Genomic DNA, 25,471 nt, shown 5'->3' on the forward strand with positions numbered 1-25,471 from the left:
TCAGCGGAGCCGGTCGACGCGGCGTTCGTCCCACACCGGCTCCGCTGTCTCGCGGATGACACCGTCCGAACCGAAGACCAGGAAGCGGTCGAAGGAGCGTGCGAACCAGCGGTCGTGGGTGACGGCCAGCACCGTGCCGTCGTACGCCTCCAGCCCCTCCTGAAGCGCCTCCGCCGACTCCAGGTCCAGGTTGTCGGTCGGCTCGTCCAGCAGCAGCGCGGTCGTCCCGGCCAGTTCGAGCAGCAGAATCTGGAAACGGGCCTGCTGGCCGCCCGAGAGCCGGTCGAAGAGCTGGTCGCCCTGGCGTTCCATCTCGTACCGCCGCAGGGCGCTCATCGCCCGGCCCCGGTCCCGGGCATGGTCGGTCCACAGGATCTCGACCAGTGTGCGGCCGGTCAGCTCGGGGCGGGCATGGGTCTGCGCGAAGTGGCCGGGCACGACGCGCGCGCCCAGTTTCCACTCCCCCCGGTGGGCCACGTGCTCACCGGCCAGCAGCCGCAGGAAGTGGGACTTGCCCGACCCGTTGGACCCCAGCACGGCCACCCGCTCGCCGTAGAAGACCTCCAGGTCGAAGGGGCGCATCAGCCCGTCCAGCTCCAGCCCCCGGCAGGTCAGCGCCCTCACCCCGGTGCGTCCGCCCGCCAGCCGCATGGTGATGTCCTGCTTGCGCGGTGGCTCCGGGGGCGGGCCCGCCTCCTCGAACTTCCGCAGCCGGGTCTTCGCGGCCTGATAGCGCGACGCCATCTCATCGCTTCGCGCCGCGTACCGCTGCATGTCCAGCACCAGACGCTTCAGCTGGGCGTGTTTCTCGTCCCAGCGGCGACGCAGCTCCTCGAACCGTGCGAACCGCTCGTCGCGGGCCGTGTGGTACGTGGCGAAACCGCCGCCGTGGACCCATACGTCGCTGCCCGCCGGGCTGGGCTCGACACTGACGATGCGGGTCGCCGCGCGGGACAGCAGTTCCCGGTCGTGGCTGATGAACAGCACGGTCTTGGGTGTCTCCCGGAGCCGCTCCTCCAGCCACTGCTTCCCCGGCACATCCAGGTAGTTGTCCGGCTCGTCCAGCAGCAGGACGTCATCCGGGCCCCGCAGCAGCGCCTCCAGCACCAGCCGCTTCTGCTCGCCCCCGCTGAGCGTGCGCACCGATCGCCACTGCGCCTTCTCGTACGGCACCCCGAGCGCGGCCGTGGTGCACATGTCCCACAGCGTCTCGGCCTCGTAGCCACGCACCTCGGCCCAGTCGCTGAGCGCCTGGGCGTACCCCATCTGGGCGGCCTCGTCGTCCCGCTCCATCACCGCGAGTTCCGCCGCGTCGACCGCTCGGGCGGCCTCCCGTACGGCGGGCCGCGCCACCGAGACCAGCAGGTCCCGCACCGTCCGCTCATCCCGTACGGAACCGACGAACTGCGGCATCACCCCCAGTGAGCCGCTGACGGTCACCGTCCCCTCATGGGGTTCCGTCTCGCGGGAGAGAAGCCGCACCAGCGTGGTCTTGCCCGCCCCGTTCGGCCCCACCAGCGCGGCGACGGTGCCTTCGCCCACCCGGAACGAGACGTCGCCGAGCAGCAACCGCCCGTCCGGCAGGAAGTAGGCGAGATGCGCGGCCTCCAGATGTCCCATGATCCGGCATTCTCTTGTCACCGCGCCATGACCGGCAAGGCATTTTCATGCCCCTTCACAGGAGGAGAACCCATGTCCACGCCACAGAACCCCCTACCGCTGGGCGGGGATTTCCTCGCAGACCCGCACGCCTCTTATGCCGCCTTACGCCGAACCGGTTCGGTGCACCGGGCCGTCGACCCCGACGGAGGCCCGCTCTTCCTGGTGACGCGTTACCAGGATGTCCGCGCCGCCGCCGCGGACCGGCGGCTGTCGGTCAGCAAGCGGTATGCGCGGGCCGCCCGCGGCCATGTGCACTCCATGCCCGCCGAGCTGGACGCGCACCTGCTCAACAGCGACCCCGCCACCCACGCACGGCTGCGCCGCCTGGTGGGCACGGCGTTCACCCCTCGCCGCACGGAGAGCCTGCGGGAGGCGGTGCGGCAGGCAGCCGACCAGCTGCTGGACACGATGGCCTCGAAGGACCGCGCCGATGTCGCCACCGATCTGGCCCTTCCGCTGTCCATGACGGTGATCTGCGACCTGATGGGCGTTCCGTCCGACGACCGCCCGGACTTCCGGCGGTGGACGGACACCCTGCTGAGTTCCGAACCCGGCGCTCCCCAGCGCTCCCGCGAGGCCATGCGGGAGATGCACCGCTTCCTGGCACACCTCATCGACCGCAAACGCGTGGCGCCGGGGGAAGACCTGCTGTCGGCCCTCATCGCGGCGCGCGACGAGGGAGACCGGCTGAGCGAGGACGAGCTGGTGGCCATGGCCTTCCTGGTGCTCTTCGGCGGCTACGACAACACGGCGAGCCTGATCGCCACCAGCGTGCTGGCGCTGCTGACGCACCCACGGCACCTGGTGGCCGTCCGTACCGGCGAGCTGGCCATGGACGCGGTGACGGAGGAGGTGTTGCGCTGGAATCCGCCGACCATGCTCGCCGTCCGGCGCTTCGCCACCGAGGACATCGAGATAGACGGCACCGCCATCCCGGCCGGTGAGCGCGTCTGGCTGTCCTGGGCGGCGGCCAACCGCGACCCCGCCCGCTTCGCGGAACCGGACGCGTTCGACCCCCACCGTGAAGACACCAAGCACCTGTCGTTCGGGCACGGCTCCCACTTCTGCCCGGGCGCGGCCCTGGCCCGCATGGAGAACACCATCGCCGTGACATCCCTGGTGCGGCGTTTCCCGAAGCTCGCGCTGCTCGGCTCCGCCGACGACCTGCGGTGGACGGCATCGCTGCGCAGCCGCGGCCTGCGGTCCCTTCCCGTCTCGCTGTGACCTGACGGCGGAGGCCGCGTGCGTCAATCGGCTATCGCGTCGGGGCGCAGGACCAGGTCGAGCAGCCCGGGGAAGTGGGCGTCGAACTCCTCGCGGCGCAGCCGGTTGACCCGCCGGGGCCCCTGGTCGCGCTGCTCGACCAGACCGGCGCCGCGCAGGACCGAGAAGTGGTGGCTGAGCGCGGCCTTGCCGACGGACACGTCGAAGCTGCCGCAGCTGCGTGTCCACTCGGCGGAGCCCGCCAGCTCGCGGACCAGCTGGATGCGCACCGGATCGGCGAGCGCGGACAGCGCGGTCAGGACGGACACCTCGCCGGGGTCCGTGTGCACGGGTGCGGCGCGGTGACCGCCACCTGTGGCCTGGTTCACCATGCCCCACCTCACCTTGCTCCCGCCTTGCCCAGTGTTCGATGAATATCTTACAGTCCCCAGTGTTCGCTTTTCATTGAACACTGCTGGCAACCGCACAAGGGGAGAGGAACGTGGACCGAGGAATGAACGACAGCAGTGCGCCCCGTGGCTTCACCGGGGTCGTGGGGAACATTCCCGCTCCCGCGCTGGTGCTGGGCGGTGTGTGCGGAATCCAGTTCGGCGCGGCCTTCTCACCCCAGATATTCCCGCAGGTGGGGGCGCCAGGCGTGGTGTTCCTCCGGCTGCTGATCGCCGGTGTGGTGCTCTGCCTGGTGTGGCGGCCCCGGCGGCGGACGCTGGCCTCGGTGCGGGGCACCTGGGGGACGGTGATCGGCGCCGGAGCCCTGCTCGCGGGGCACCACCTCGCGTTCTACGAGGCCGTGAACCACATCCCCCTGGGCGCCGTGGCCACGATCGAATTCCTCGGCCCCTTCGCCATCGCCCTGGCCGGATCACGACGCGCCGTCGACCTGCTGCCCGCGTGCCTGGCGGCCGCCGGTGTGCTGTTGCTCGGCGGGGGTGGCGTGCCCCTCGACCCGGTCGGCCTCGCCCTGGCCGCGGTGGCGGCGTCCTGCTGGGGCGGCTACATCCTCGTCTCCGCCCGGATGGCACGACGCCTCAGCGGCGGCCAGGGCCTGGCACTGGCGGTGCTGTGGGCGGCCCTGCTGAGCACCCCGTACGGCATCGCCCACGCCGGGACCGCCCTGCTGGACCCCCAGGTACTGTGGGTGGCCGCGGTGGTGGCGGTGGCGGCCAGCGTGCTGCCGTACTCGCTCAATCTGGAGGCACTGCGGCGGATCCCACCGCGCGTGTTCGGCGTCCTGACGAGCCTGGAGCCCGCCGCCGGGGCCCTGTTCGGCCTCCTCATCCTCGGCCAGCGGCTGGCCTGGCCGCAGTGGCTCGGCATCGCCGCGGTCGCCCTCGCCTCCGTCGCCGCGACCTTCCTGGGAACCGGAGAGCGCCCGCGCGCGGCCGCGAAGGCGGCCGAGAGGGAATCGATACTGACGTAGCGTCATATATCGGATAGCAGAAGGCTGTTGACAGTCTGTCGTCCCTCTACTTGAACGGCCGCGCCGGGATTCGCCGGTCCCGGGTCATGGGTATGATCCGCCCCGTCGCTCACTCCGCTCCACGTGTCACCGCCGTGCACTGCCGCCGTATGCCACGCCACGCCACGGAGGAGATGTCCCATGCGCCCTCGCTCCCGCCCTCTGGCCGCTGTGATCGCGTTCCTCGCCTTCCTCGGGCTGCTGCTGCCCCTCGGCACCACCGCCACCGCCACCGCCGCCGGGGCCCCGGCGGCGGGCGGGGCCAGGGCGTTGCCACCCGTCGTCCCGCGTCCGCAGACGATGACCCGGCTCGGCCCGGACGTCGCGGTGCCCGCCACGGTGCGGGTGGTCTACGGCGACGGGGTGGACCAACCCACGCGCGACCTCGTCGCCTCCGTACTGCGCCGCGCGGGAGCGCGGCACCTGCGGGGCGGCTATGGGCCGGGGCTGACGGTGACCGTCGGGCGGATCACCGACGCCCGGGTCGCGGCGGCGCTGCGGGCCGCCGGGGGCCGGGTGCCCGGGGAGCTGCGCGCGGAGGGGTACGCGCTCGCCGCGCGGGGCAGGGCGGTGGCGCTCGCGGGCGCGGACGCCGACGGGACGTACTACGCGGCGCAGACGCTGCGTCAGCTGGTCACCGGCCCCCGGGCCACCGGCAAGCGCGCGATCGCCTCCGTGTCCGTCGTGGATCACCCGCTGATGCCGCTGCGCGGGGTGATCGAGGGGTTCTACGGAAGCCCGTGGACCCACGCCGAGCGCATGGATCAGCTGGCGTTCTACGGGGACGTCAAGATGAACACGTACGTCTACGCGCCCAAGGACGACCCGTACCACCGGGAGAAGTGGCGCGAGCCGTACCCGGCCGACAAGCTCGCCCAGCTCGGTGAGCTGGTCCGGCAGGCCACCGCCCACCATGTGCGGTTCACCTTCGCCCTCTCCCCCGGCAACTCCCTCTGCTACAGCGATCCCGCCGAGTTCACGGCGCTCCAGGCCAAGCTGGGGGCGATGTACGACCTCGGGGTGCGCAGCTTCTCGGTGCCGCTGGACGACATCAGCTACACCCGGTGGAACTGCGCCGCCGACCGCGCCGCCTACGGCGAGCCCTCGCAGCGGGCCGCGGGCGCGGCACAGGCCGATCTGCTGAACCGGGTGCAGCAGCGGTTCCTGGACACGCGCGAGGGCACCGCGCCGCTCCAGATGGTGCCGACCGAGTACGGCGACCTCGCCGACACCGCGTACAAGCAGACCCTGCGCGAGCGGCTGGACGCGCGGGTCGAGGTCATGTGGACCGGGACCGACGTGGTGCCGCCGCGCATCACCGTGGCCGACGCCACGCGGGCCGCCACGGTCTGGGGGCGCAAGGTGTTCGTCTGGGACAACTACCCGGTCAACGACTACGGCCAGGCCGAGGGACGGCTGCTGCTCGCCCCGTACGACGCCCGTGAGCCCGGTCTGCACCAGCAGCTCTCCGGGCTGGTCCTCAACCCGATGAACCAGGCCGCCGCCAGCAAGGTCGCCCTCTTCGGCGGCGCGGACTTCGCGTGGAACGACACGGCGTACGACCCGGACCGCACGTGGCGGGCCGCCGCCGCGTATCTGGCCGGGAACGACGCGGACACGGCCACCGTCTCCGCGCTGCTGGCCTTCTTCGACACCCAGCACCTCGCACCCACCTTCGGCGACGAACCGTGGCAGCCGCAGGCCCCCGAACTGGCCGCGCGGCTGGCCCAGTTCCGTACCGACTGGGACGCCGGACGGCAGCGGGCGGCGCTGGACGCCCTGCGCCCCACCGCGACGCTGCTGGCCACCACACCGGCCACCATCAGGGCGGACGTGGCCGACCGTGGTTTCGTGGCGGACAGCGCGCCGTGGCTGGACGCGCTGACGCTGTGGGGCCGTGCCTTCGAACGCACCCTGGACGCGCTGGGCGCCCGGCTCGACGGCGACACCGGGCAGGCCGAGCGGTGGTTCGCCGAGGCGTCGTCGCTGGCCAAGCAGGCCGGGCGGATCCGTACGATCCCGGGCGAGACCCGCCCGGAGGGCCCGGTCCGCGTCGCCGACGGAGTCCTCGACACCTTCCTCGCGGCCGCCCCCGGCCTCGGCGGAACGGGCACCCGGGCGACGTCCACTACGGCCGACTGACCGAGGGCCCGCCCGCCCACAGGTGCGGAACGAACCACGGTGTCGGTGGCCCAGGCGCCCACCGCGTCTGGGCCCGGCCGGGGCCGCGCGGCCGTCGACCACACGGCCGACCCGCCCGGCCCAGGCCGCCGCCTGGGCCATCGGCGGCCTCGCACATCGCCACTAGCCGCGACAGGGCGCGGGAAATTCGCCGTCCCCGGGGCCGACGGTACGGCTGTCGGCCCCGGGGACGGCCGGTGGTCAGGCCCCGGCGGGGGCCAGGGCCACCGGCTCGCGGGCGGCGCTTTCCCGGTCGCAGCTCTCCAGCGCGTCGATCAGCGACGTCCGGGCCCGCGCCACGCGCGACCGTACGGTGCCGATCGGGCACCCGGCCACGGTGGCGGCTTCCGCGTACGGCAGGCCGAGCACGCTCGTCAGGTAGAACGCCTCGCGCCGCTCGTCCGGCAGCGCGGCCAGCAACTCGCTCAGGGCCACGCCCTCCTCGAAGCCCGGCAGGCCGCGTGGCTGGGTGCGTTCGGCGGCGGACTGCCAGTCGGTGGTGGCGGACAGCCGGGGCCGGGCCGCGGCGGTCCGGATGCGGTCCGCCACGACGCGGCGGGCGATGGTCAGCAGCCAGGTGCGCGCCGACGAGCGGCCCTCGAAGCGCGGCAGGCTGCGCAGGACACGGAGATACGTCTCCTGTGTCAGATCGTCGGCGGCCTGCGGATCGGTGCTGAGGTACGTCACGAATCGCCGCACATCATGGCGGGTCGCGCGGATGAACTCGTCGACCGCGTCGGCGTCGCCGTCGCGCGCGGCCAGGGCCAGCCTGGTGGCCGGGTCGTCGTCGTATGCCCCGGAGGGGCGTTCCAAGGGGCCCGCGCCGGTCAGGACGGGTGGCAGGGCAGGGGTCATCACCTGAGGTCCTTCGTTGAATCCGGGCAGCCTCGGGCGGCCCGGTGACAAGTCGGTGGCGTCAGCTGTCAGGCGACAGCGGGCCCGTGGGGCGGCCCCCGGGTGGTGATGGCGTGAGCGAGAAGAAGTGTCCGCGGGCGGTGTGCGACGGGGTGGCGACGGGCGCGGATCCGGGGCCGGTGCGGTGGCTCGGCGACGCGGATCAGCAGGAGGAGCGGTGCGAACAGCCGGGCCGCCAGCGCTCGGCCGATCCGGAACGCGGCGCGTTCGCCGTACGCGAGCCACAGGCCGCACACGAGCGCCGCGATCAGGTGGGCCACGATCATGCCGACGCCGCTGCCGTCCGGCATGGAGGACATGTCCGCGTGTCCGGTCCCCGCCATGGACCCCATGGAGTGTGTTCCCGGGGGCGGGTGGGCCAGATGGTGGCCGAGGCCCGCCGAGCGCACGATGTGTTCGGCCTCCGCGGGGGTCAGTGTCGCGGCGCGGCCGGGGCCGCACAGCAACTCACCCGCCCATTGCCGGGCGAAGGAACCTCCGTCGGACGACGCGGCCTCGGCCGTCGTCTGGCCGAGCGAGAAGAGGGCGTGCAGGGCGAGTTGGGCGCCGACGGCGAACGCGGTGACGAAGACCCGTCCGCGTTCCCGCCCCGCACAGCACCAGCCCACGGCGACGGTGGCGACGAGCGCGGCGGTCAGGGACCACCACGGGACTCCGGCGCCGGACATCATGGCGTGGCCCAGGGCAGCGAGCGGCACACAGACGGCCGCGAACACCGCGGCTCGTACCGTTCGAAGACCCTGGCCAGCTCTCATGACCGCCTCATGGTCGCATCCGGGATTCGCGGCCCGGCGCTGGGGCCACGGCACATGCCGGGAACCAGCCGCACCTTCCATCCGACTACCGGGACGTGAAGGGCAGCGAGGAACAGCAGCGCGGGAATCGGGAGCACGGCAGCATGCACTGGTACGAGGACGAGGCGTTCTGGTCGGAATTCTCGGAGACCATGTTCTCCGGACACAGACGGGAGAAAACGGCCGAAACCGTGGCGGCATCACCGCTCCTGGCCTTCCCGGCCGGGGCCCGGGTGCTGGATCTGTGCTGCGGCCCGGGGGTCTATCTCGTGCCACTGGCGCGGCGCGGCTACGCGGTGACCGGCGTCGACCTCAGCCCGGCCCTGCTGGAGCGGGCGCGGGCCGTCTGCGCCGAGGCCGGAGCCGACGTCCGTCTGGTGCGCGCGGACATGCTGGAGCACATCGAGCCGGAGTCGTACGACGTCGTACTCAATGTCTTCACCTCGTTCGGCTACTTCGACGACCCTCGCGACAACCTCCGGGTGCTGCGCAACGCCCATGACTCGCTGGTGCCGGGCGGGAGGCTGCTGATCGACGTCATGGGCAAGGAAGTGCTCGCCGGGTGGATCGGCCGTCCCCAGCTGGTCGAGCTGGAGGGCGGCGCGTACGTGGTGCAGCGCGACACCATCCTCGATGACTGGTCGCGGTTGCGCACCGACTGGACGCTGGTGCGGGGCGGCACGGCGCGGGAGGCGTCGATCACCTCGTTCCTCTACAGCGCGACCGAGCTGCGGGGGCTGTTCGAGCAGGTGGGCTTCACGGACGTGGAGTGTTACGGCGATTTCGACGGCGCTCCGTACGACCAGCACGCGCGGCGGCTCATCGTGCGCGGCACCCGCCCGCTGAACAATTCAGCAGGTTCCGGGAACTCTGACGCCCCGGCGGCCGACCACTGAGGAGACGGCGGTGCTCGGCCGCCGCTTGAGGAAGGTTCCATGGCCAACACCGCACAGGACACCGTCAGATCGGAGCACACGGCATCCACCGCCCGGGACGGGCGCGGCCGGTTGCCGACCGTGCTCGCGGTGCTCTCCGTCGTCCTCGTGGTCTCCGTGCTGGCCGGTATCGCCCTCGGCCCCACGGTCGTGCCGCCCGGGGACGTGCTGCGCTTCCTCGTGGCCGCCGTCACCGGGGGCACCATCGACGCGGCGGACGCGACCGGGTACGCCGTCGTGTGGGAGGTGCGCACGCCGCGTGTCCTGCTGGCCTCCGTGGTCGGGGCGGGGCTCGCCGTCGTGGGCGTGGCCGTGCAGGCGCTGGTGCGCAACGCGCTCGCCGATCCGTTCGTCCTGGGCATCTCGTCGGGCGCCTCGGTCGGCGCCACGGCCGTCGTCGTCTTCGGCGTGTTCGCCTCGCTGGGGGTGTACGCGCTGTCGGCGGCGGCGTTCCTCGGGGCGCTCGGCGCCACGGTGCTGGTGTACCTGGCGGCGCGCACACCGCTGGGGCTGACCCCGCTGCGGCTGGTGCTGACCGGTGTCGCGCTGGGGTACGGCTTTCAGGCCCTGATGAGCGTGCTGGTCTTCCTCTCCCCCAACGGGCAGGCCGCCCGCACCGTGCTGTTCTGGCTGCTGGGGAGCCTCGGGTCGGCGTCGTGGGAGTCGCTGCCGCTGGCGGCCGCCGGGGTCCTGGTCATGGTCGTGGTGCTGCTGCGGCAGAGCCGGTCGCTGGATGTGCTGTCGATGGGGGACGAGACCGCGGCCAGTCTGGGGGTGGACGCGGAGCGGCTGCGGCGGGCGCTGTTCGTGCTCACCGCCGCCGTCACGGGGCTGATCGTGGCGGTGAGCGGGGCGATCGCCTTCGTCGGGCTGGTGCTCCCCCATGTCGTACGCATCCTGGTCGGCGCCACCCACCGCCGGGTGCTGGCGGTCGCCCCGCTCGCCGGGGCCTGCTTCATGGTCTGGGTCGACCTGCTGGCCCGTACCGCGTTCGCCCCGGAGGAACTGCCGCTCGGGGTGATCACCGCGCTGATCGGGGTGCCGGTGTTCATCACGCTGATGCGGCGGCGGGGCTACCAGTTCGGAGGCCGGTAGATGTCCTTGTGTCTGCGTGCCATGTCGGTCGAGGCGGGCGGTCGCGCCCTGGTCGACCGGCTGGCGCTCGAGGTGGCGGAGGGCGAGGTGGTCGGCCTGGTCGGGCCCAACGGCAGCGGCAAGTCGACCGCGCTGCGCTGCGTGTACCGGGCCCTGAAGCCGACCTCCGGCGCGGTGCTGCTGGACGGCACGGACCTGGCCACGCTCTCGCTGCGCGACAGCGCCCGGCAGATCGCCGCGCTGACCCAGGAGAGCCGGTCCGAACTCGACTTCACGGCAGGGGAGGTGGTGGCCCTGGGCCGCGCCCCGCACTCGCGCGGCAACCGGCCGCTGACCCCGGGAGAACGCGAGCTGTGCCACGAGGCGATGGACCGCATGGACATCGGACACCTCGCCGACCGCAGCGTGCTGACCCTCTCCGGCGGGGAACGTCAGCGTGTGCTCGTCGCCCGGGCCCTGGTGCAGGAGCCGCGTGTTCTGGTGCTGGACGAGCCCACCAACCACCTCGACATCCGCCACCAGGTGGGGCTGCTGTCGTTCCTGCGCGGCTCCGGGCTGACCGTCCTGACCGCGCTCCACGACCTGAACCTGGCCGCCGCCGTGTGCCACCGCGTGGCGGTGCTGAGCCACGGCACCCTCGTCGCGGACGGGCCTCCGGCCGATGTCCTGACGCCCGGCCTGGTGCGGAAGGTGTTCGGCGTCGCCGCCACCGTCGTACCTCATCCGCGCACCGGGATCCCGCAGTTGCTGTACGACCTCGTGCCCACGGACACCTCGACCCCACCGGGCGACGCCACACCCGCCACACCCGCCGATGCCCTTCCGGAAGGAACACGCTCGTGATCAGATCCCCGCGCTCCCCCCGCGCCCTGGCCGCCGGGCTCCTCGCGGCCGGGCTGCTGGCGACCACGACCGGCTGCGGCGCCGACGTCGAATCCACGGCCAAGGACGGCGAGCCCACGCGGGTCACCATCTCCAACTGCGGCGAGAAGGTCACGTACACCCGCCCCGAGCGGGCGGTGGCCTACGACGTCAGCGGCGCCGAGAAGATGTTCTCCCTGGGGCTGGCGGACCGGATGCGCGGCTACGTCATGAACAAGCTCGGCGACCCCGCGATCGCCGGATCCCCCTGGCGTGGCGACTACGGAGAAGTCGACCGGCTGGGCACCGAGCGCATCACCCGCGAGATCGTCATCGACGCCAAGGCCGACTGGGTGCTGGCCGGTTGGAACTCCGGCTTCGGCGAGGACCGGGGCATCACCCCCGCCCTCCTCAAGAAGGTGGACATCGCCTCGTACGTGCACACCGAGACCTGCTGGGACTACGGCGGCGAGAAGCTGGACGTCACACCGCTGGAAGCGCTCTACACCGACCTGGACAACCTGGGCCGGATCTTCGGCGTCGAGCGGCGGGCCGACCGGCTCGTCAGCGGTCTCAAGCACCGCGTCGCGGCGCTGAAGAAAACGTGGCCGACGAAGGGCGACCCCGCCAAGGTGTTCGTCTACGACTCGGGCACCGACCAGCCGTTCACGGCGGGACGCCACGCGGCCCCCAACGACATCATCCGCGCCGCCGGTGGCCGCAACGTCCTCGACGGCCTCGACAAGGGGTGGACGAGCGTGGGGTGGGAGCCCGTGGTCAAGGCCAAGCCCGAGGTGATCGTCGTGGTCGACTACGCGGACCAGCCCGCGAAGGACAAGATCAAGTACCTGAAGTCGTTGCCCGCGCTGCGATCCGTCCCGGCGGTGAAGAACGGGCGCTTCTTCGTCATGTCGTACGGCGACGCCGTCAGCGGGCCGCGCAACGTCAAGGGCGCCGAAGACCTGGGCCGCTATCTGCGCTCGGTCGGGCGGTGACCACGCCGATGACACCGCTGCACACCGAAGCCGCCCCGACGGCCGCCACCGCCACCGTCGTCCACCAGCACATCACCGACGCCATGAAAGCCCCCGACCTGCTCCGGCTGAGCGACAACATCGTCCTCGCCCGCTTCGAGACGATGAAGATCTACGCCGCGCTCGGCGCCGTCCGCACCCTGCTGGAGCGCGGCACCATCGCACCCGGTCAGACCCTCGTGGACAGTTCCAGCGGCATCTACGCCCTGGCGCTCGCCATGGCCTGCCACCGCTACGGACTGCACTGCCACATCGTGGCCTCCACCACCGTCGACGCCACCATGCGCGCCCAGTTGGAAATCCTCGGCGCCACCGTGGACCAGATGCCGCCCTCGGCGGACCTGAGGCTGGACCAGGAGCGGCGGGTGCGGCGCGTGCGGCAGCTCATCGCCGAGCGGCCCGGTATGCACTGGATGCGCCAGTACCACGACACCGTCCACTACGCCGGATACCGGGAACTCGCGGATCTCATCGACGACGCGCTCCCCGGCGCGCTGCTCACGGTGGTCGGAGCCGTGGGCACCGGCGCCTCCACCGGCGGACTGGTCCAGCCGCTGCGGGAGCGGGGCCGCGAGGTCGCGCTGCTGGGCGTGCAGCCCTTCGGCAGTGTCACCTTCGGCAGCGAGGCCTTCCAGGACCCCGAGGCGATCATCGCGGGCATCGGCAGCTCCATCCCCTTCGACAACGTCCGCCACCACCTCTACGACACCCTGCACTGGGTCGACTTCCGCCACGCCATGGCGGGCGCCGTCGGCCTGCTGCGCGACCACGCGGTGTTCGCCGGGCTGTCCACCGGCGCGGCGCACCTCGTGGCGGGCTGGGAGGCCGTACGCCACCCCGAGCGCACCCACCTGGTCATCGGCGCGGACACCGGACACCGGTACGCCGAGAAGGTGTTCACGCGCCACCGCGAGGCACCGGACCCCGCCCTGCTGTGGCCACGGCAGATCGCCACGCTCGCCGACCTCGCCATGCCGTGGTCGGTCATGGACTGGCGACGGCGCCCCTACGACGTCACCCGGACCCTCACCAAGGAGGAGAGCGCGTCGTGACCATCGCCGCCCTGGAAGCCCTCACGTTCGGCCTGGGACGGCTGGTGGAAGCGGCCACCAGCGCCGGACACCGGCTGGCCCTCCTCACCCAGGACCGCCACGTCTACCGCCATGAGCTGGCCCATCTGCCGCCCGGCGCCGCGCTCGACATCGTCGACGTCGACACCGGCGACGAAGAAGCCTGCGCCAAAACCCTCGCCACGCTGCCCGACCTGCGTGGACTCATCAACTCCACCGACACCTGGAGCGTGCCGGGCGCCGACCTCGCCGCCCGGTTCGGCCTGCCCGGCCCCGACCCGGCCGCCGTACGTCTGCTGCGCGACAAGCACCGCGTACGCAACCTCCTCCACGACCACGGACTGAGCCGTGGCCGCGCCGTGGCCGTCACCGCCACCGATCCCGGCGCGGTCGCCGAGGTGATACGCGGGACGGGCCTGCCCTCCGTCCTCAAGGACTCCGCGGGCACCTCCTCCCGCAACGTATGGGTCGTACGCGACGAACACCAGCTGCGCGCCGCGCTCGCCGAAGCGGGGCAACGGGCCTTCAAGGGTGGCCTGTTCGCCGAACCGTTCCTCGCCGGTCCCGTGTACAGCGCGGAAACGCTGAGCTGGGCGGGGCGCACCCGGCTGCTGGGCGTCCTCAGCCGCCAGCTCTCCCCCGAGCCCGCCGTGCGCGAGGAGGCCGCCGCGTTCCCCGTCGCCCTGCCGTCGTCCCCGCACATCCTGATCCACGACTGGGTGGGCCGGGTCCTCGCCACGGCCGGACACGACAGCGGCTTCGCCCATGTGGAATTCGTGCTGACCACCGAGGGCCCGGAGCTGGTGGAGATCAACCGGCGGATCGGTGGCGCACTCGTCGGCGAGGCCCTGTGCCGCGCCCTGGACACCAATGTGTACGAGGCCATGGTCGACGTCGCCCTCGGGCGGCGCCCCGCTCTGCTCGACGCCCCGGCCCCCGCCGGTCCCGCCACCGCCTTCGTCCTCCGCTACCCCGACCGGCCCGGCACGCTCACCGGTTGGTCCGGGCTGGACACCCTGGCCACCTTCCCCGGCGCGCCCGAGTGGTATCCCACCGCCGCCCCCGGGGACCGCGTCGAGCACCTGGCCGATCAGCGTGGCTGCACCGGCATCGTGCTGGCCGAGGCCGCCACCGCCGAACTCGCCCTGCACCGCGCGCTCAGCGCCGCCGGAAGCGTACGGCCGCTCATCGCCGACGGCCACCGGCCGTGAGCACGCTCTCGGGCCATCTGGCGGGCTTCACCGGCCCCCAGCGGTTCCTGCTGGCCGGGTCGTTCCTCATCCCGCTGGGCAGCTTCGCCGTGCTGCCCTTCATGTCCGTACTGCTCCACGAGCGGCTGGGCATGGGGCTCGGCGCGGTCGGCGTGGTGCTCGCCACCGCCTCGCTGGTGCAGTTCTCCGGCGGGGTGGTGGGCGGCGCCGCCGCCGAACGCCTCGGGCTGCGGCGCACCATGCTGCTGGCGCTGGTGATCCGTACGGTGGGCTTCGCGGCCTTTCTGCCCGGGCTGCGCCACGCGTACGTGGCCGTCGCCGCGCTCTTCCTCGTCTCCTGCGGCGCGGCGCTCTACCTCCCGGCGAACAAGGCTTATCTGGTGCACGGCGTCGAAGAGGCCCGGCGCCCCCTGCTGCTGTCCGCGAGCGGCTCCGCGCTCAACGCCGGTATCGCGCTGGGGCCGCTGGCCGCCGCGCCCTTCGTGCTCAGCGCCTCGGCCGGGCTCTTCACCGCCGTCGCCGTCCTCTTCGCGGCCATCACGGCGGGCCACGCGCTGCTGCCCGCCGAAGTCACCGAGCCCACCCCGGTCGGACCGGAGCATGAGGAGAGCGAGGAGAACACCACCCGACACGACGCCCTGCCGTTCGCGGCCACCGTGCTGAGCCTGTACCTGTTCATGTTCTTCCAGCACTACCTCGCCCTCTACGCCGTGCCCCGGACGTCCGCCACGTACTACGGCCTCGTCCTCGCCCTCTACGCCCTGCTCCTCGTGGTGGCGCAACCCCTCGCCTCGGGCTGGATCGCCCGTCTGCCGTACGGCCGCGCCCTGCGGATCGGCTTCGCCACGATGGCCACCGGCATGGCCACGCTCGGCCTCGGCAGCCACGCCGCGATCCTGACCGGGGCCCTGCTCATCTGCTGTGCCGAGGTCATCCTCTTCCTCAAGAACGACCTCGAAGCCCTCGCCCGCTCGCCCCGCTCCCCCGCCGTGGTCTTCGGCCGCCAGCGCCTCGCGGCCGGAATCGGCGCGTTCGCCAGCGGCGTCGCGGGCGGCGAGGGCTACCAGGTGGCCGAACGGGCCGACCACGCCGGTCTGTTCTGGGCCGCGGTGGCGGTGCAGTGCGTACTGCTGCCGCCACTGCTGACCACGGTCCTGCGCGCCCGGCGCGTCCGATAGCGTCCTTCCATGGCCATGCAACTGCTGCCCTTCGGCGACGCCCTACTGGACCGCGTGATCGAACTCGCGGACCTGCCCTGGAGCCGACAGGCCTACGAGGACGCCTTCGCACGCAACGGCTGGTGTGCGGGCGAGGACCCCGACGAGCCGGGCGTGGCCTGGGAAGAGCCCTGGTGGATCAGTGGCGAGGAAGGAGTGGACGACTGGTGGCTCCTGCTCGGTGAACCCCCCGGATGCCGCCGCGACCCGGACCCCACCGTGGTCTGCGCCCACCCCGACTGCCGAACGGGCTGCTTCGTCGAGCACCCCTTCGCGTACTTCACCGACCCGGTGGACCCCAAGGAATGGGACAACGAGTTCGGCCCCTTCCACAGCCGACGTGACGTGACCCCCGAGGCCACGGCCGACGACTTCGAGGCCCAGTACCAACGGGTATCCGACCTGCTCACCACCCGCCTGGGCCCCCCGCTCCCCGAGGGCACGTACCAGCTCCCCGACGACGAGGAGACCGTGCACAAGTACCTGGCGTGGGAGCGCGGCAACTCCTGGGTGGCCCTGCTCACGGCCGAGGACCTGATCACATACGGCGCCTACGACCGCGCGGCCATCCACATCCGCCCCAAAACCTGATCCCGCCGCCGACACCTGCCATGCGTAGGCTGCCGCCATGGGACTGGATCTCACCGTGGTCATGGCCGACTGGGAACGGCTCCGCGCGTTGCCCGTCGGCGAGCGCATCGCGGCACTGGACGATGCCCTCTGGCCGACCGGTCTCGACAGCGCGTACGGCGTGGCCGACGGGTGGGTCTGGCCGCCGGGGCCGGGGCCCGCGTGGTGTGCCGAGTACCGATTCTTCTGCACCACCGGCTCCTACCGGTGGCACAGTCGCGCAGGCGATGCGTGGGACGACATGCGGGCGCTCGCCGACGCGTCGCTGCGCGAGGTGATGGACCACTTCCTGAACGGGCTGATCTGGGACGAGGATCCGGACGAGGACCCCACGCTGACCGGCGGCGGGGGCTTCTTCCCGCCCGCCACCGACCGCTGGCGGCGCAACCTGCTCCTCGTCTGCCCGCCAGAGGTGACGCGCGCCAAGGCCCACGCCTGGGAGCGGGCGGCTCCGCGCCTGGAGAAGCTGCGCGGCCCCTTCGCCGCGGAGTGCGAGGGCTGGGCCGGACGCCCGGACACCTACGAGGCGTTCAGCGTCCTCATCCGCGAATGGGGCGACGTCGTAACGGAGGCCGCCCGCCACGGCTGGGGCCTGATCGGCCTGCCGGAGTGAGCCCGCGATCCGTCTTCGTCAGAGGGCGATCAGGCCCGCCCCCGACTCCCTGAAGCCGCAGGCGTCGACATAGAACGAGCGCAGGTGCTCCTCGAAGTCGACGTGCAGCCACTCGCACCTCGCGGCGCGGGCCTCCTTGGCCGCGGCCGCGACGAGGGCGGCGCCGATTCCCCTCGAACGGCGGTGCCGGGCGACCACCGTGTCGAGGAGGAAGGCGTGGGCTCCGCCGTCCCAGGCGACGTTGACGAAGCCGACCAGAGAGCCGTCTTCCCACGCGCAGACCCAGCCGAGGCTGTGACGTTCAAGGCGGGCTCTCCAGTCGGTCCGACCGACCGGGGAGCCGAAGCCGTCGGCGTGCAGCGCGTTGAGGGAGGCGTTGTCGACGTCGCCTCGCCACTCGTACCGGATCGTCACGCCCGGATCCTAGTGTCCAGCCGGACTCCGGTACGCGGACAGCAGGTCGTCCGTGAGGCGGTCGGCCACCTCGGGGGCTTGGGAGCGTACGTAGTGGTGGCCGCCGGGGAAGTGGTGGACTCGGGTGTCGGCCGTTGTGTGGGTGCTCCATTCGTGCAGTGTCCCGGGGCCGACCATCGGGTCGTCGAGGCCGCCGAAGACGCTCAGCCGCGCGCGCAGCGGGGGGCGTGGCTGCCGGGTGTGTTGCAGCAGGGCCACCGCGTCCGCGAGGAACGGGGTGTAGACGGTGCGGGTGAGCGCGTCGTCGGTGGTGGGCTGCTCCCAGCCCATGACTTCGGTGATGGCGGCGATCCCGGAGCCGAGGTTGCGCGCGATGTGGTCGTCGAGGCCATCGCGGCCAGGTGGCGGGACGGCGGACAGCGCGAGCAGGTCGGGTTCGGTGTGCGCCACCGCGCGGAGCCGGTGGGTGGCCTCGTAGGCGAGCAGCGCTCCGAAGCTGTGGCCGAAGACGGCGTAGAAGCCGTCGGCGGGTGGCCGGTGGCTGAGGTCCGTGGCGATGGCCTCCGCGATGCCGGTGGCCGCCCAGCCGACATCGGTGATCGACGGTTCCACGGCGCGGGTGCCGCGGCCCGGCAGGTCGACGGCGGCCAGGTCGAAGAGTTCGGAGAACGCGGCGACCCAGGGCAGGAAGAACTCCGAGCCGGTGCCGGACGGCGGCACGCAGTAGAGCCGGATCCGCGCGGTCTGCCGGTCGGTGAGCCGGTTGAGCCGTGGGGCGGGGAACGGCGGGGGCGGGGTCATGCGGCGCCCCTCCTGACCCGCCCGAGCAGGCGTGGGGCGAGCTGCCGGACACCGGCCGCGGTGGCCAGTTCCATCGTCGGGACGACGCAGTCCAGCCTGCGCTGCAGCACGGAACTCAGCTCGGCCGCCATCAGCGACTCCAGGCCGAGCTGGTCGAGCCGGGTGTCCGGGTCGATCCGCTCCGGGGTGGTCTGCAGCACCGTGGCCAGCGCCGAGACCAGCACCTCGGTGACGATGCCCAGCGCCTCCGGCTCGGAAGCCGAGCGCACCAGCTCCGGGATGTTCCGGTCGGTGTCATGGGGATCGGCGTCCGGCGCGGGCAGCAGGTCGGTGAAGCGCGGGGCGGCGACGGCGGGGAGGAGCTTCGCGGTCTGCGCCCAGTCCGTGTTCCCCACCATGATGACGTCCACATCGGGATCGGTGATCAGCTCACCGAGGGCCCGGGTGGCGGTCGTGGAATCGAGTTCACCGAAACCGGCCTGCCGCATGGTGTCGACCATGCCCGCCCGGTCGGCGTAGCCGGTGTCGGAGATGGCGCACCACTGCACGGCGAGTGCGGGCAGCCCCGCGGCCCGGCGCTGCCGGATGATCGCCTCGCCTGCCAGGTTGCCCGCGGCGTAGGTGCTCTGCCGGAGGTTTCCGGCGAGGGCGGAGATGGAGCTGTAGAAGACGAAGAAGTCGAGTGGCCGGTCACGGGTGAGCCGGTCCAGATGTGACGTCCCGTCGAGTTTCGGGCTCACCACCGCGCGGGTGCGCTCATCGTCCAGTTCCACCGCGGTGGCGTCGTCGAGGACGTCGTCGAGCACCATGGCGGCGTTGATGACGCCCCGCAGCGGAGGGCCGGTGGTGTCGATGGCGGCCACCAGCTCCCGGACGGCCCCGGGGTCGCTGATATCGGTGGCGTAGGCGGTCCCCCGCGCCCCCTCCTCGGCGAGGCGGGCGAGCACCGCGGCGGCCTCCGGGTGGGCGGCGCCACTGCGGGAGGCCAGCGCCAAGTGGCGCGCCCCGCACCGGGCCAGCCACACGGCGGTGGCCGCGCCGAACCCGCCCAGCCCGCCGGTGACGAGGTACGTGGCCGCCGGATCCAGTGCCATGGGCGGCCGCGGAACCCGTACGGGCACCGGCTCGGCGGGGTCGAGCGTGATGACGATCTTGCCGATGTGCCGGGAGTCCCGCAGGAGCGCCATGGCGGCGGCGATCTGGTGCGCCGGGTAGGTGAGATGCGGCAGCGGCCGGTACACCCCGGACGCCACGCGCTCGGCCAGTTCGGCGATCATCTGCCCGGCCACCGGGCCGTCGCCCTGGAGCAGACTGGTGAGGTCGACCCCGAAGAAGGAGAGGTCGCGGGAGAACGGCCGCAGGGCGAGCGCGTTGTCGGCGAGGATGTCGCGCTTCCCCAGCTCCACGAACCGGCCGTGCGGCCGCAGCAACTCCATGCCACGGCCCAGCGCCTCCCCCGCCACCGAGTTGAGCACCACGTCCACCCCGCGGCCCTCGGTGATCTCGCGGACCTCATCGGCGAAGCCGAGTCCGCGGGAGTCCAGTACGTGTTCGTAGCCGAGCAGGCGCAGCAGCTGCCGTTTGGCGGGGGTGCCCGCGGTGGCGATGACGGTGGCCCCGACGTGTTCGGCGTATCGCAGCGCGGCCAGGCCCACGCCACCGGCGGCGCCGTGTACGAGGATCGTCTCGCCCTGGCGGAGCCGGGCCAGGTAGTCGAGGCCGTAGTGCACCGTGGCGAAGACCGTCGGGATGGTCGCCGCCTCGGTGAACGGCATGCCCTCGGGGATCGGAACGGTGAGCCCGGCCCGGCAGCGCACCTGCGTGGTGAGGCTGCCGGATTGCGCGACCATCACCCGGTCGCCCACGGCCCGGTCGGTCACACCGGCACCGACGCGGATCACCACTCCGGCGCATTCGAGGCCCAGCAGCGGGGTTCCGGTGTCCGGTGTCTCGGCCATGGGCGGCACCAGTCCCCGGGAGACCATGATGTCGGCGTAGTTGAGCGCCGCCGCCCGCACCTCGATGACCACCTCTCCGGGGCCTGGTTCGGGCTCGGCCACGGCCGTCCACGCCGGTCCGTCGTCCGCCACGGCCAGGGCGAAGGGGCGGACGGTGCGGGTGACGGGCGTGCGCTGGGTGATCCGCGGTGCGAAGCGCCCGCCCGCGGTGAGCACGACCTCGTCCTCCTCGGTGTCGGCGAGCAGCTCCGCGCAGACGTGTGCCGCGGTCGCACCGGGGGCCACCGCGATCCTGCGGACCCTCAGCAGGGGGTTTTCGCTGGTCAGGGTACGCGCCTGGGCCCAGGCGGCGGCCGGTGCGGGGCGTTCGGGGACCGCGGTGTGCGCACCGGGCGTCAGTACCCAGGCACGCACCTCACGGCTCTCGAGCAGCGCCTGGCAGGCGGTGACCATCGCCCTCAGGATCGCCGCCTGCCGGACCACCAGGTCGGTGTCATCCACTCCGGTGCCCTCCCCGGCCCCCTCCCCGAGCATGACCAGGATCCCGGTGCTCTCCTCGGTGTCGTTCAGCGCGGCGCCCCATCGCGCGGGGTCCCCCGAGGCGTCGACATGGCTCACCGAGCACCCCAGATCGCGCAGCCGCGCCGCGACGGCTGCGGGCAGGTCGTCGAGGCCGTCCGTCGCCACCAGGAAGTGGCCGGGTGTGGTGGGCGCGGCGGCCTCGGGCGTCGGCGCGGGCTGTTCGCGTTCGTCCCGGTCGGCGAAGAGCACCGAGCAGATGGGCTCCTCACCGAGCTGCACGACGTCGGCGAACCCGGTGGAGCGCAGCACCTCGGGCCACTGCTCACGGGCGAGCAGCGTGTCCTCGCGCAGGTCCGTGTCGGTGAACTTTGCCGCCGAGGTGAGCAGCCCGTAGCAGGGGGCGAAGAGGTCGTTGTCGTGAAACTCGGTGGCGAGCAACCGCCCGCCGCTGTCGAGGAGTTCGGCGACATGGCCGAGGGCCCGGCGCACATCGGTGGTGGCGTGCAGGACGTTGGCGGCGATGACCAGGTCGAAGGAGGCGGCGGTGAAGCCCTGTTCGGCGGGGTCCCGGTCCAGGTCCAGCGTCCGGTAGTCGAGGAACCGGTGGTCGGCGAACCGGTGGCGGGCCCGGGGGAAGAACGCGCTGGAGATGTCCGTGTAGACGTAACTGGCGCGGTCGGCGGGCAGCCGGGGCAGCAGCCAGGCGGTGGTGGACCCGGTACCGGCGCCGACCTCCAGGATCCGCAGCGGCCGGTCCTTGGGCCACGCCTCGACCAGTTCGGTGAGCAGTTCCCTGGCCGTCCGGTTCAGGTACTGGTGCGCCAGGGAGGTCGTGTAGTGCAGTTCGGCGAGGCGCTCGGTATCCGAGAACAGCAACCGCACCGGATCCACGTCTCCGGTGAGCACCCCGGCCAGCTGCGGACCGCACCGCGCGTACAGCAGCAGCTCCGGCGCCATGCCGGGGAAGTCCCGCAGCAGGTCGGCCAGGAGCCGGTCGGGTTCCGGGGCCCGGTCGAGCACACCTTCCCGCTCGGCGAGCGCCCGCAGCTTCTCGTACAGCATCCGGTTGGCCGGCCGCGCGCCCTTCGCCTCCAGTTCAGCGAGCGCGGCCACCACGAAGTGGCCGGTCAGGTGGGTGACGCGGCGGACGAAGGCGCGGATGTCGTAGTGGCGGAACGCCACGGTCAGCGCCGCCACCTCGGCTGCCCGCGCGGCGGCGAGCGCGGTGGCCGTCGGCAGCCCGGCCGGGCCGGTGGCGCCGGGAAGCGGGGCGGCCCGCAGCGTGCTGACGACGCAGTCGACTCCGTTCGCCGCGCCCTTGTTCCGGCCTACCCGGACACCGTGCAACTCCATGGCCACGGTGCCATCCGGATCCGCGACGGTGATGTCCACCACCGCCTCGCGCAGCGACAGATCGCGCGCCCGGATCAGGGCCACGCCCCGGTCGGCGGGGGTCCGCCAGAACCGGACCCGCTCCAGCGCGGCGGGCAGGAACTGGTGGACCTGCCCGTTCTCGGCGTGCGGGAGCAACGCCCCGATGGACTGCAGCGTGGCGTCGATCAGGGCCGGGTGGGCGGCGAACTCCCGTACCCCCGAGGGGTTGGCGTAGTCGGCGAGCACCGTGTCATCGGCCACGGCGAGCCGTTGGACACCGCGGAACGCCTCCCCGTACGCCAGCTCGACCTGCCGCATCCGCGCGTAGTGGCGTTCCCCGGAGACCTCGGTCCGAGCGGCCTCGCGGAGGGCGACCACGTCCAGCGGCGCCGGTGGCCCGGTGTGCAGTCGGCGCACCCGCCCCCGGGCGTGTTCCTGCCAGTCCTCACCGCCCCGGCGGGAGGCCATCCGGGCCACCTCGCCGGAGAGGGAGGTCTGCACGGTGACGTCCATGTCCGGGTCGTCCCACGGCAGGACGAGCGCTTTGCCGATGTCCAGGCCGGTGACCTCGACCGGCCCCTCGTGGCCGGTTCGACGACCAGCCGCGAGCGCCATCTCCAGATACGCGGCGCCTGGCATCACCACCGCCCCGCTGACCCGGTGGTCGCCGATCCAGCCGTGCCGCGACGGCTCGACCCGTGTCTGCCAGGTGGGTTCCACGCTCGGCAGCCGGTCGCCGAGCAGCGGGTGTCCCGAATCCTCCCCGGCGCCCGGTCCCGCCGACCACCAGGTGGGGTCGCCGTTGACATGGTGTTCCCGCTGCCAGGGGTAGGCGGGCAGCGGTACGACCCGGCCGCGCACCGGGAACCAAGCGTCCCAGTCGGCGTCGGCCCCGGCCGCGAGCACGGCCGCGCAGGTGGTCCGTACCGCGGCCGCTCCGGCCGACGCGCGGAACAGCGAGCCGACCGTGGTCACCGGCCGATCCGCGGTGGCGCACTGCCTGCGCAGATAGCCGAGCAGCACCGGATGGGGGCCGATCTCCACGATCGTGCCGCAGCCGTGCTCGGCCACCAGCGTGGTGACGGCGGGGCCGAACAGCACCGGCTCCCGGATGTTGCGCCACCAGTATCCGGCGCCCAGCTCGGTGCCCGGCAGCGTGCCACCGGTGACGGTGGAGACGAACGCCGCGGTGCCGGACCGCGATGCCAGCCCGGCCAGTCCGGTGTGCAGCCGGTCCCGGATCGGGTCCATGGACCGGCTGTGGAAGGCGTAATCCAGATCCAGTTCCCGGAAGAACACACCGCGACGCAGCAACTCGTCGCCGAGCGCGGAGAGTTGTTCGGCGGACCCGGCCAGGGTCACATCGGTGGGGCTGTTCACCCCCGCCAGCTCCAGGTCCGCCCCCAGGCCCCGGTCGGCGATCAGCGCGGCGGTCTCGTCGGCGGAGAGCCCGACCGCCGCCATCCGCCCGCCACCCGCCGTGTCCGCCTGCGCGAGGCCGCGTTCGGCGATGACCCTACAGGCGGCCGCCAGGTCCAGTGCCCCACCGGCGTGTGCCGCGGCCACTTCGCCCACCGAGTGTCCCGCCACCGCGGCGGGCCGGATGCCACGCTCTCGCAGCAGCGCGGTCAGCCCGACCTGCACCGCGAACAGCAGCGGCTGGGCGATCTCCGTCCGGTGCAGCTCGGGCTCCGCGGACCGCAGCTCCGCCAGTACCGACCAGCCCAGATGCCCGGCCAGTTCGGCGTCCACCTCGGTGACGGCCGCGCGGAACACCGGTTCGGCGTCCAGCAGTTCCGCGCCCATGCCCGCCCACTGGGCGCCGTTGCCGGAGTACACGAACGCCACCGGCCCCGGGCTCGCGGCCGCCGCCGCGCCCCCGCCCACGGGAGTGCCCTCGGCGATCGTCTCCAGCAGCGCGGCGGCCCCGTCGGCGCTGTCCGCCAGTACGACGGCCCGTTCGCGGTGGTGTCCGCGCCGACGGCAGCTGGTGAAGGCGATGTCGTAGAACGCGTCGGTGGTGTCCCGGAGCCGGGCGGCGGTACGGGTGACCGCCTCGGTGAGCGCCTGCGGAGTGGCCGCCGAGACCACCACCGGCAGGGACGTCACCCCCGGCGACGGCGACGGGGGTACGGAGGGCACGGGCGGCGGGCCGAGGACGGCGTGTGCGTTGGCCCCGCCGAACCCGAACGAGTTGACCGCCAGCGCCCCCGGTGCCAAGGACCGTGGCGCGGTCACCGGTTCCAGGCCCAGCGTGGCGAAGTCGATGGCGGGGTTGAGCGGTTCGGTGTGCAGCGACGCCGGAATCACCCCGTGGCGCAGCATCAGTACGCACTTGAGCAGCCCGGCCATGCCCGCCCCGGACTCCAGGTGGCCCAGGTTCGACTTCACCGAGCCGATGGGCAGCGGAGTCTCCCGTCCCGCGCCGAACGCATGGCCCAGCGCCCGGCACTCGATCGGGTCGCCCGCCTGCGTACCGGTGCCGTGCGCCTCCACGTACGACACGTCCTCGGGGCGCACCCCGGCACGGTGGTGCACCTGGCGCATCAGCTGCTCCTGGGCCTGTGCGCTGGGCAGCGAGAGCCCGGGGGTGCGCCCGTCCGCGCCCGTTCCGGTGCCGAGGACCACGGCGTGCACGGTGTCCCCGTCCGCCCTGGCGTCGGCGAGGCGCTTGAGCACCACCACCCCGCCGCCCTCGGCGCGCACGTATCCGTCGGCATCCGCGGAGAAGGAGCGGCAACGGCCGCTCCGGGAGAGCATGGACGCCTTCGAGAACCCGATGAAGTCCCCCGGACTCAGCAGCAGGTTGATCCCGCACGCGAGAGCCACGCCGCCGTTTCCCTCACGCAGTTGTGCGCAGGCCTGGTGCAGGGCGACCAGGGAGGAGGAACAGGCGGTGTCCACCGCCATGGACGGCCCCCGCAGGTCGAACAGGTGCGAGATCCGGTTGGCGGTGTTGCAGAGCGCCGCCCCCGCCATGGTGTACGCCGTGATCGCCTCCGGGCGGGCGTACTGCAGCTGGCCGTAGTTGGCGTTGCTCACCCCGACGTAGACCCCGGAGTCCGATCCGGTGAGGGTCCCCGGGTCGATACCCGCGTCGTCGAGGGCTTCCCTGGCCATTTCCAGCAACAGCCGCTGCTGCGGGTCCATCCGGCTCGCCTCGCGGGGCGACAGCCCGAAGAACGCGGCGTCGAATCCGGTGATGTCCTCCAGGAATCCACCCGCCGCCGAGTACGCCTTGCCCGGCCGCCGTGGATCGGTGTCCACGAACCGGCGCGCGTCGAACCGGTCCGCCGGTATCTCACCGACCAGATCGCGCCCGGCCGCGAGCGCGGGCCACAGCCCCTCGGGCGCCGTGATGCCACCCGGCAACCGGCAACTGAGCCCGACGATGGCGATATCGCCGGACTGCTCCTCACGGGCGAACGAGGTGGGCGGTGTGGGCGGCGTGGAGATCATCTTTCGTGCCATCACTTCCGCCCCTACCCACGAAACTCCTGG

19 protein-coding genes are annotated in these 25,471 nt (G+C 72.7%); 12 read left to right on the forward strand and 7 right to left on the reverse strand.

Translation table 11 applies throughout. The features are described 5' to 3' along the window. On the reverse strand, positions 1 to 1,620 hold the full coding sequence (locus ACWC5C_RS31435) for an ABC-F family ATP-binding cassette domain-containing protein (RefSeq protein WP_450880916.1): 1,620 nt from the start codon (positions 1,618 to 1,620) through the stop codon (positions 1 to 3). Between the two features lie 72 nt (positions 1,621 to 1,692). Here ACWC5C_RS31435 and ACWC5C_RS31440 point away from each other — a divergent pair, with 72 nt between their 5' ends. Next, positions 1,693 to 2,886 (forward strand): cytochrome P450 family protein, encoded by a 1,194-nt coding sequence (locus ACWC5C_RS31440; protein WP_450880918.1) that lies wholly within the window; start codon positions 1,693 to 1,695, stop codon positions 2,884 to 2,886. Between the two features lie 23 nt (positions 2,887 to 2,909). Here the strand turns inward: ACWC5C_RS31440 and ACWC5C_RS31445 are convergent, their stop codons facing one another. Continuing rightward, positions 2,910 to 3,257 (reverse strand): ArsR/SmtB family transcription factor, encoded by a 348-nt coding sequence (locus ACWC5C_RS31445; RefSeq protein ID WP_450880920.1) that lies wholly within the window; start codon positions 3,255 to 3,257, stop codon positions 2,910 to 2,912. 122 nt (positions 3,258 to 3,379) lie between these two features. Between ACWC5C_RS31445 and ACWC5C_RS31450 the strand changes: the two genes are divergently transcribed. Then, complete coding sequence (locus ACWC5C_RS31450; RefSeq protein ID WP_450880922.1) at positions 3,380 to 4,306, forward strand: EamA family transporter; 927 nt, start codon at positions 3,380 to 3,382, stop codon at positions 4,304 to 4,306. Positions 4,307 to 4,486: 180 nt separating this feature from the next. Beyond that, positions 4,487 to 6,487, forward strand: a complete 2,001-nt coding sequence (locus tag ACWC5C_RS31455) for a beta-N-acetylglucosaminidase domain-containing protein (protein ID WP_450880924.1) — start codon at positions 4,487 to 4,489, stop codon at positions 6,485 to 6,487. A gap of 240 nt (positions 6,488 to 6,727) precedes the next feature. On the opposite strand, the gene ACWC5C_RS31460 is transcribed toward ACWC5C_RS31455, so the two are convergent. Together ACWC5C_RS31460 and ACWC5C_RS31465 are read right to left on the reverse strand one after the other, a co-directional pair. After that, positions 6,728 to 7,381 carry a sigma-70 family RNA polymerase sigma factor gene (locus tag ACWC5C_RS31460; protein WP_450880926.1) on the reverse strand — a complete coding sequence of 218 codons (654 nt, stop codon included), beginning with the start codon at positions 7,379 to 7,381 and terminating at the stop codon, positions 6,728 to 6,730. 68 nt (positions 7,382 to 7,449) lie between these two features. Then, complete coding sequence (locus tag ACWC5C_RS31465; protein WP_450880928.1) at positions 7,450 to 8,196, reverse strand: hypothetical protein; 747 nt, start codon at positions 8,194 to 8,196, stop codon at positions 7,450 to 7,452. A 143-nt stretch (positions 8,197 to 8,339) separates the two neighbouring features. Between ACWC5C_RS31465 and ACWC5C_RS31470 the strand changes: the two genes are divergently transcribed. The 9 genes from ACWC5C_RS31470 to ACWC5C_RS31510 are packed head-to-tail and all read left to right on the forward strand — an operon-like array spanning position 8,340 to position 16,901. Next, a complete protein-coding gene (locus ACWC5C_RS31470) occupies positions 8,340 to 9,131 on the forward strand; it encodes a class I SAM-dependent methyltransferase (RefSeq protein WP_450881113.1) in 792 nt (263 codons plus the stop codon). A 39-nt stretch (positions 9,132 to 9,170) separates the two neighbouring features. Beyond that, a complete protein-coding gene (locus tag ACWC5C_RS31475; RefSeq protein ID WP_450880930.1) occupies positions 9,171 to 10,265 on the forward strand; it encodes a FecCD family ABC transporter permease in 1,095 nt (364 codons plus the stop codon). After that, positions 10,266 to 11,108, forward strand: coding sequence for an ABC transporter ATP-binding protein (locus ACWC5C_RS31480; protein WP_450880932.1), 843 nt, complete (start codon positions 10,266 to 10,268; stop codon positions 11,106 to 11,108). It abuts the gene before it with no gap. Continuing rightward, entirely contained in the window at positions 11,105 to 12,121 is a 1,017-nt protein-coding gene (locus tag ACWC5C_RS31485; RefSeq protein ID WP_450880934.1) for an ABC transporter substrate-binding protein, read from the forward strand. The genes ACWC5C_RS31480 and ACWC5C_RS31485 overlap by 4 nt, the downstream gene beginning before the upstream one ends. An 8-nt stretch (positions 12,122 to 12,129) precedes the next feature. Continuing rightward, a complete protein-coding gene (locus ACWC5C_RS31490; protein WP_450881115.1) occupies positions 12,130 to 13,212 on the forward strand; it encodes a pyridoxal-phosphate dependent enzyme in 1,083 nt (360 codons plus the stop codon). Beyond that, on the forward strand, positions 13,209 to 14,441 hold the full coding sequence (locus tag ACWC5C_RS31495; protein ID WP_450880936.1) for an ATP-grasp domain-containing protein: 1,233 nt from the start codon (positions 13,209 to 13,211) through the stop codon (positions 14,439 to 14,441). Before ACWC5C_RS31490 ends, ACWC5C_RS31495 begins: the two co-directional genes overlap by 4 nt. Further along, positions 14,438 to 15,619, forward strand: coding sequence for an MFS transporter (locus ACWC5C_RS31500; protein ID WP_450880938.1), 1,182 nt, complete (start codon positions 14,438 to 14,440; stop codon positions 15,617 to 15,619). Before ACWC5C_RS31495 ends, ACWC5C_RS31500 begins: the two co-directional genes overlap by 4 nt. A gap of 9 nt (positions 15,620 to 15,628) precedes the next feature. Continuing rightward, a complete protein-coding gene (locus ACWC5C_RS31505) occupies positions 15,629 to 16,249 on the forward strand; it encodes a hypothetical protein (RefSeq protein ID WP_450880940.1) in 621 nt (206 codons plus the stop codon). A gap of 37 nt (positions 16,250 to 16,286) precedes the next feature. After that, on the forward strand, positions 16,287 to 16,901 hold the full coding sequence (locus tag ACWC5C_RS31510; RefSeq protein WP_450880942.1) for a hypothetical protein: 615 nt from the start codon (positions 16,287 to 16,289) through the stop codon (positions 16,899 to 16,901). A gap of 18 nt (positions 16,902 to 16,919) precedes the next feature. Here the strand turns inward: ACWC5C_RS31510 and ACWC5C_RS31515 are convergent, their stop codons facing one another. From ACWC5C_RS31515 to ACWC5C_RS31525, 3 genes are read right to left on the reverse strand one after another with little or no spacing between them, the layout of a single operon-like run. Then, a complete protein-coding gene (locus ACWC5C_RS31515; RefSeq protein ID WP_450880944.1) occupies positions 16,920 to 17,315 on the reverse strand; it encodes a GNAT family N-acetyltransferase in 396 nt (131 codons plus the stop codon). Positions 17,316 to 17,324: 9 nt separating this feature from the next. Further along, positions 17,325 to 18,116 (reverse strand): thioesterase II family protein, encoded by a 792-nt coding sequence (locus ACWC5C_RS31520; protein ID WP_450880946.1) that lies wholly within the window; start codon positions 18,114 to 18,116, stop codon positions 17,325 to 17,327. Continuing rightward, positions 18,113 to 25,441: an SDR family NAD(P)-dependent oxidoreductase gene (locus ACWC5C_RS31525; protein ID WP_450880948.1), complete on the reverse strand. Its 7,329-nt coding sequence runs from the start codon at positions 25,439 to 25,441 to the stop codon at positions 18,113 to 18,115. The genes ACWC5C_RS31520 and ACWC5C_RS31525 overlap by 4 nt, the downstream gene beginning before the upstream one ends. Between the last annotated feature and the right edge of the window lie 30 nt (positions 25,442 to 25,471).

It is taken from the genome of Streptomyces sp. NPDC001700 (assembly GCF_053596435.1).

Excerpts from the sequence above, each read along its gene's own strand:
- ACWC5C_RS31490 (WP_450881115.1), top strand. The coding sequence starts at position 12,130 with ATGACACCGCTGCACACCGAAGCCGCCCCGACGGCCGCCACCGCCACC.
- ACWC5C_RS31440 (WP_450880918.1), top strand. The coding sequence starts at position 1,693 with ATGTCCACGCCACAGAACCCCCTACCGCTGGGCGGGGATTTCCTCGCA.
- ACWC5C_RS31455 (WP_450880924.1), top strand. The coding sequence starts at position 4,487 with ATGCGCCCTCGCTCCCGCCCTCTGGCCGCTGTGATCGCGTTCCTCGCC.
- ACWC5C_RS31435 (WP_450880916.1), bottom strand. The coding sequence starts at position 1,620 with ATGGGACATCTGGAGGCCGCGCATCTCGCCTACTTCCTGCCGGACGGG.
- ACWC5C_RS31505 (WP_450880940.1), top strand. The coding sequence starts at position 15,629 with ATGGCCATGCAACTGCTGCCCTTCGGCGACGCCCTACTGGACCGCGTG.
- ACWC5C_RS31450 (WP_450880922.1), top strand. The coding sequence starts at position 3,380 with ATGAACGACAGCAGTGCGCCCCGTGGCTTCACCGGGGTCGTGGGGAAC.
- ACWC5C_RS31445 (WP_450880920.1), bottom strand. The coding sequence starts at position 3,257 with ATGGTGAACCAGGCCACAGGTGGCGGTCACCGCGCCGCACCCGTGCAC.
- ACWC5C_RS31525 (WP_450880948.1), bottom strand. The coding sequence starts at position 25,441 with ATGGCACGAAAGATGATCTCCACGCCGCCCACACCGCCCACCTCGTTC.
- ACWC5C_RS31460 (WP_450880926.1), bottom strand. The coding sequence starts at position 7,381 with ATGACCCCTGCCCTGCCACCCGTCCTGACCGGCGCGGGCCCCTTGGAA.
- ACWC5C_RS31520 (WP_450880946.1), bottom strand. The coding sequence starts at position 18,116 with ATGACCCCGCCCCCGCCGTTCCCCGCCCCACGGCTCAACCGGCTCACC.
- ACWC5C_RS31480 (WP_450880932.1), top strand. The coding sequence starts at position 10,266 with ATGTCCTTGTGTCTGCGTGCCATGTCGGTCGAGGCGGGCGGTCGCGCC.
- ACWC5C_RS31475 (WP_450880930.1), top strand. The coding sequence starts at position 9,171 with ATGGCCAACACCGCACAGGACACCGTCAGATCGGAGCACACGGCATCC.
- ACWC5C_RS31465 (WP_450880928.1), bottom strand. The coding sequence starts at position 8,196 with ATGAGAGCTGGCCAGGGTCTTCGAACGGTACGAGCCGCGGTGTTCGCG.
- ACWC5C_RS31470 (WP_450881113.1), top strand. The coding sequence starts at position 8,340 with ATGCACTGGTACGAGGACGAGGCGTTCTGGTCGGAATTCTCGGAGACC.
- ACWC5C_RS31510 (WP_450880942.1), top strand. The coding sequence starts at position 16,287 with ATGGGACTGGATCTCACCGTGGTCATGGCCGACTGGGAACGGCTCCGC.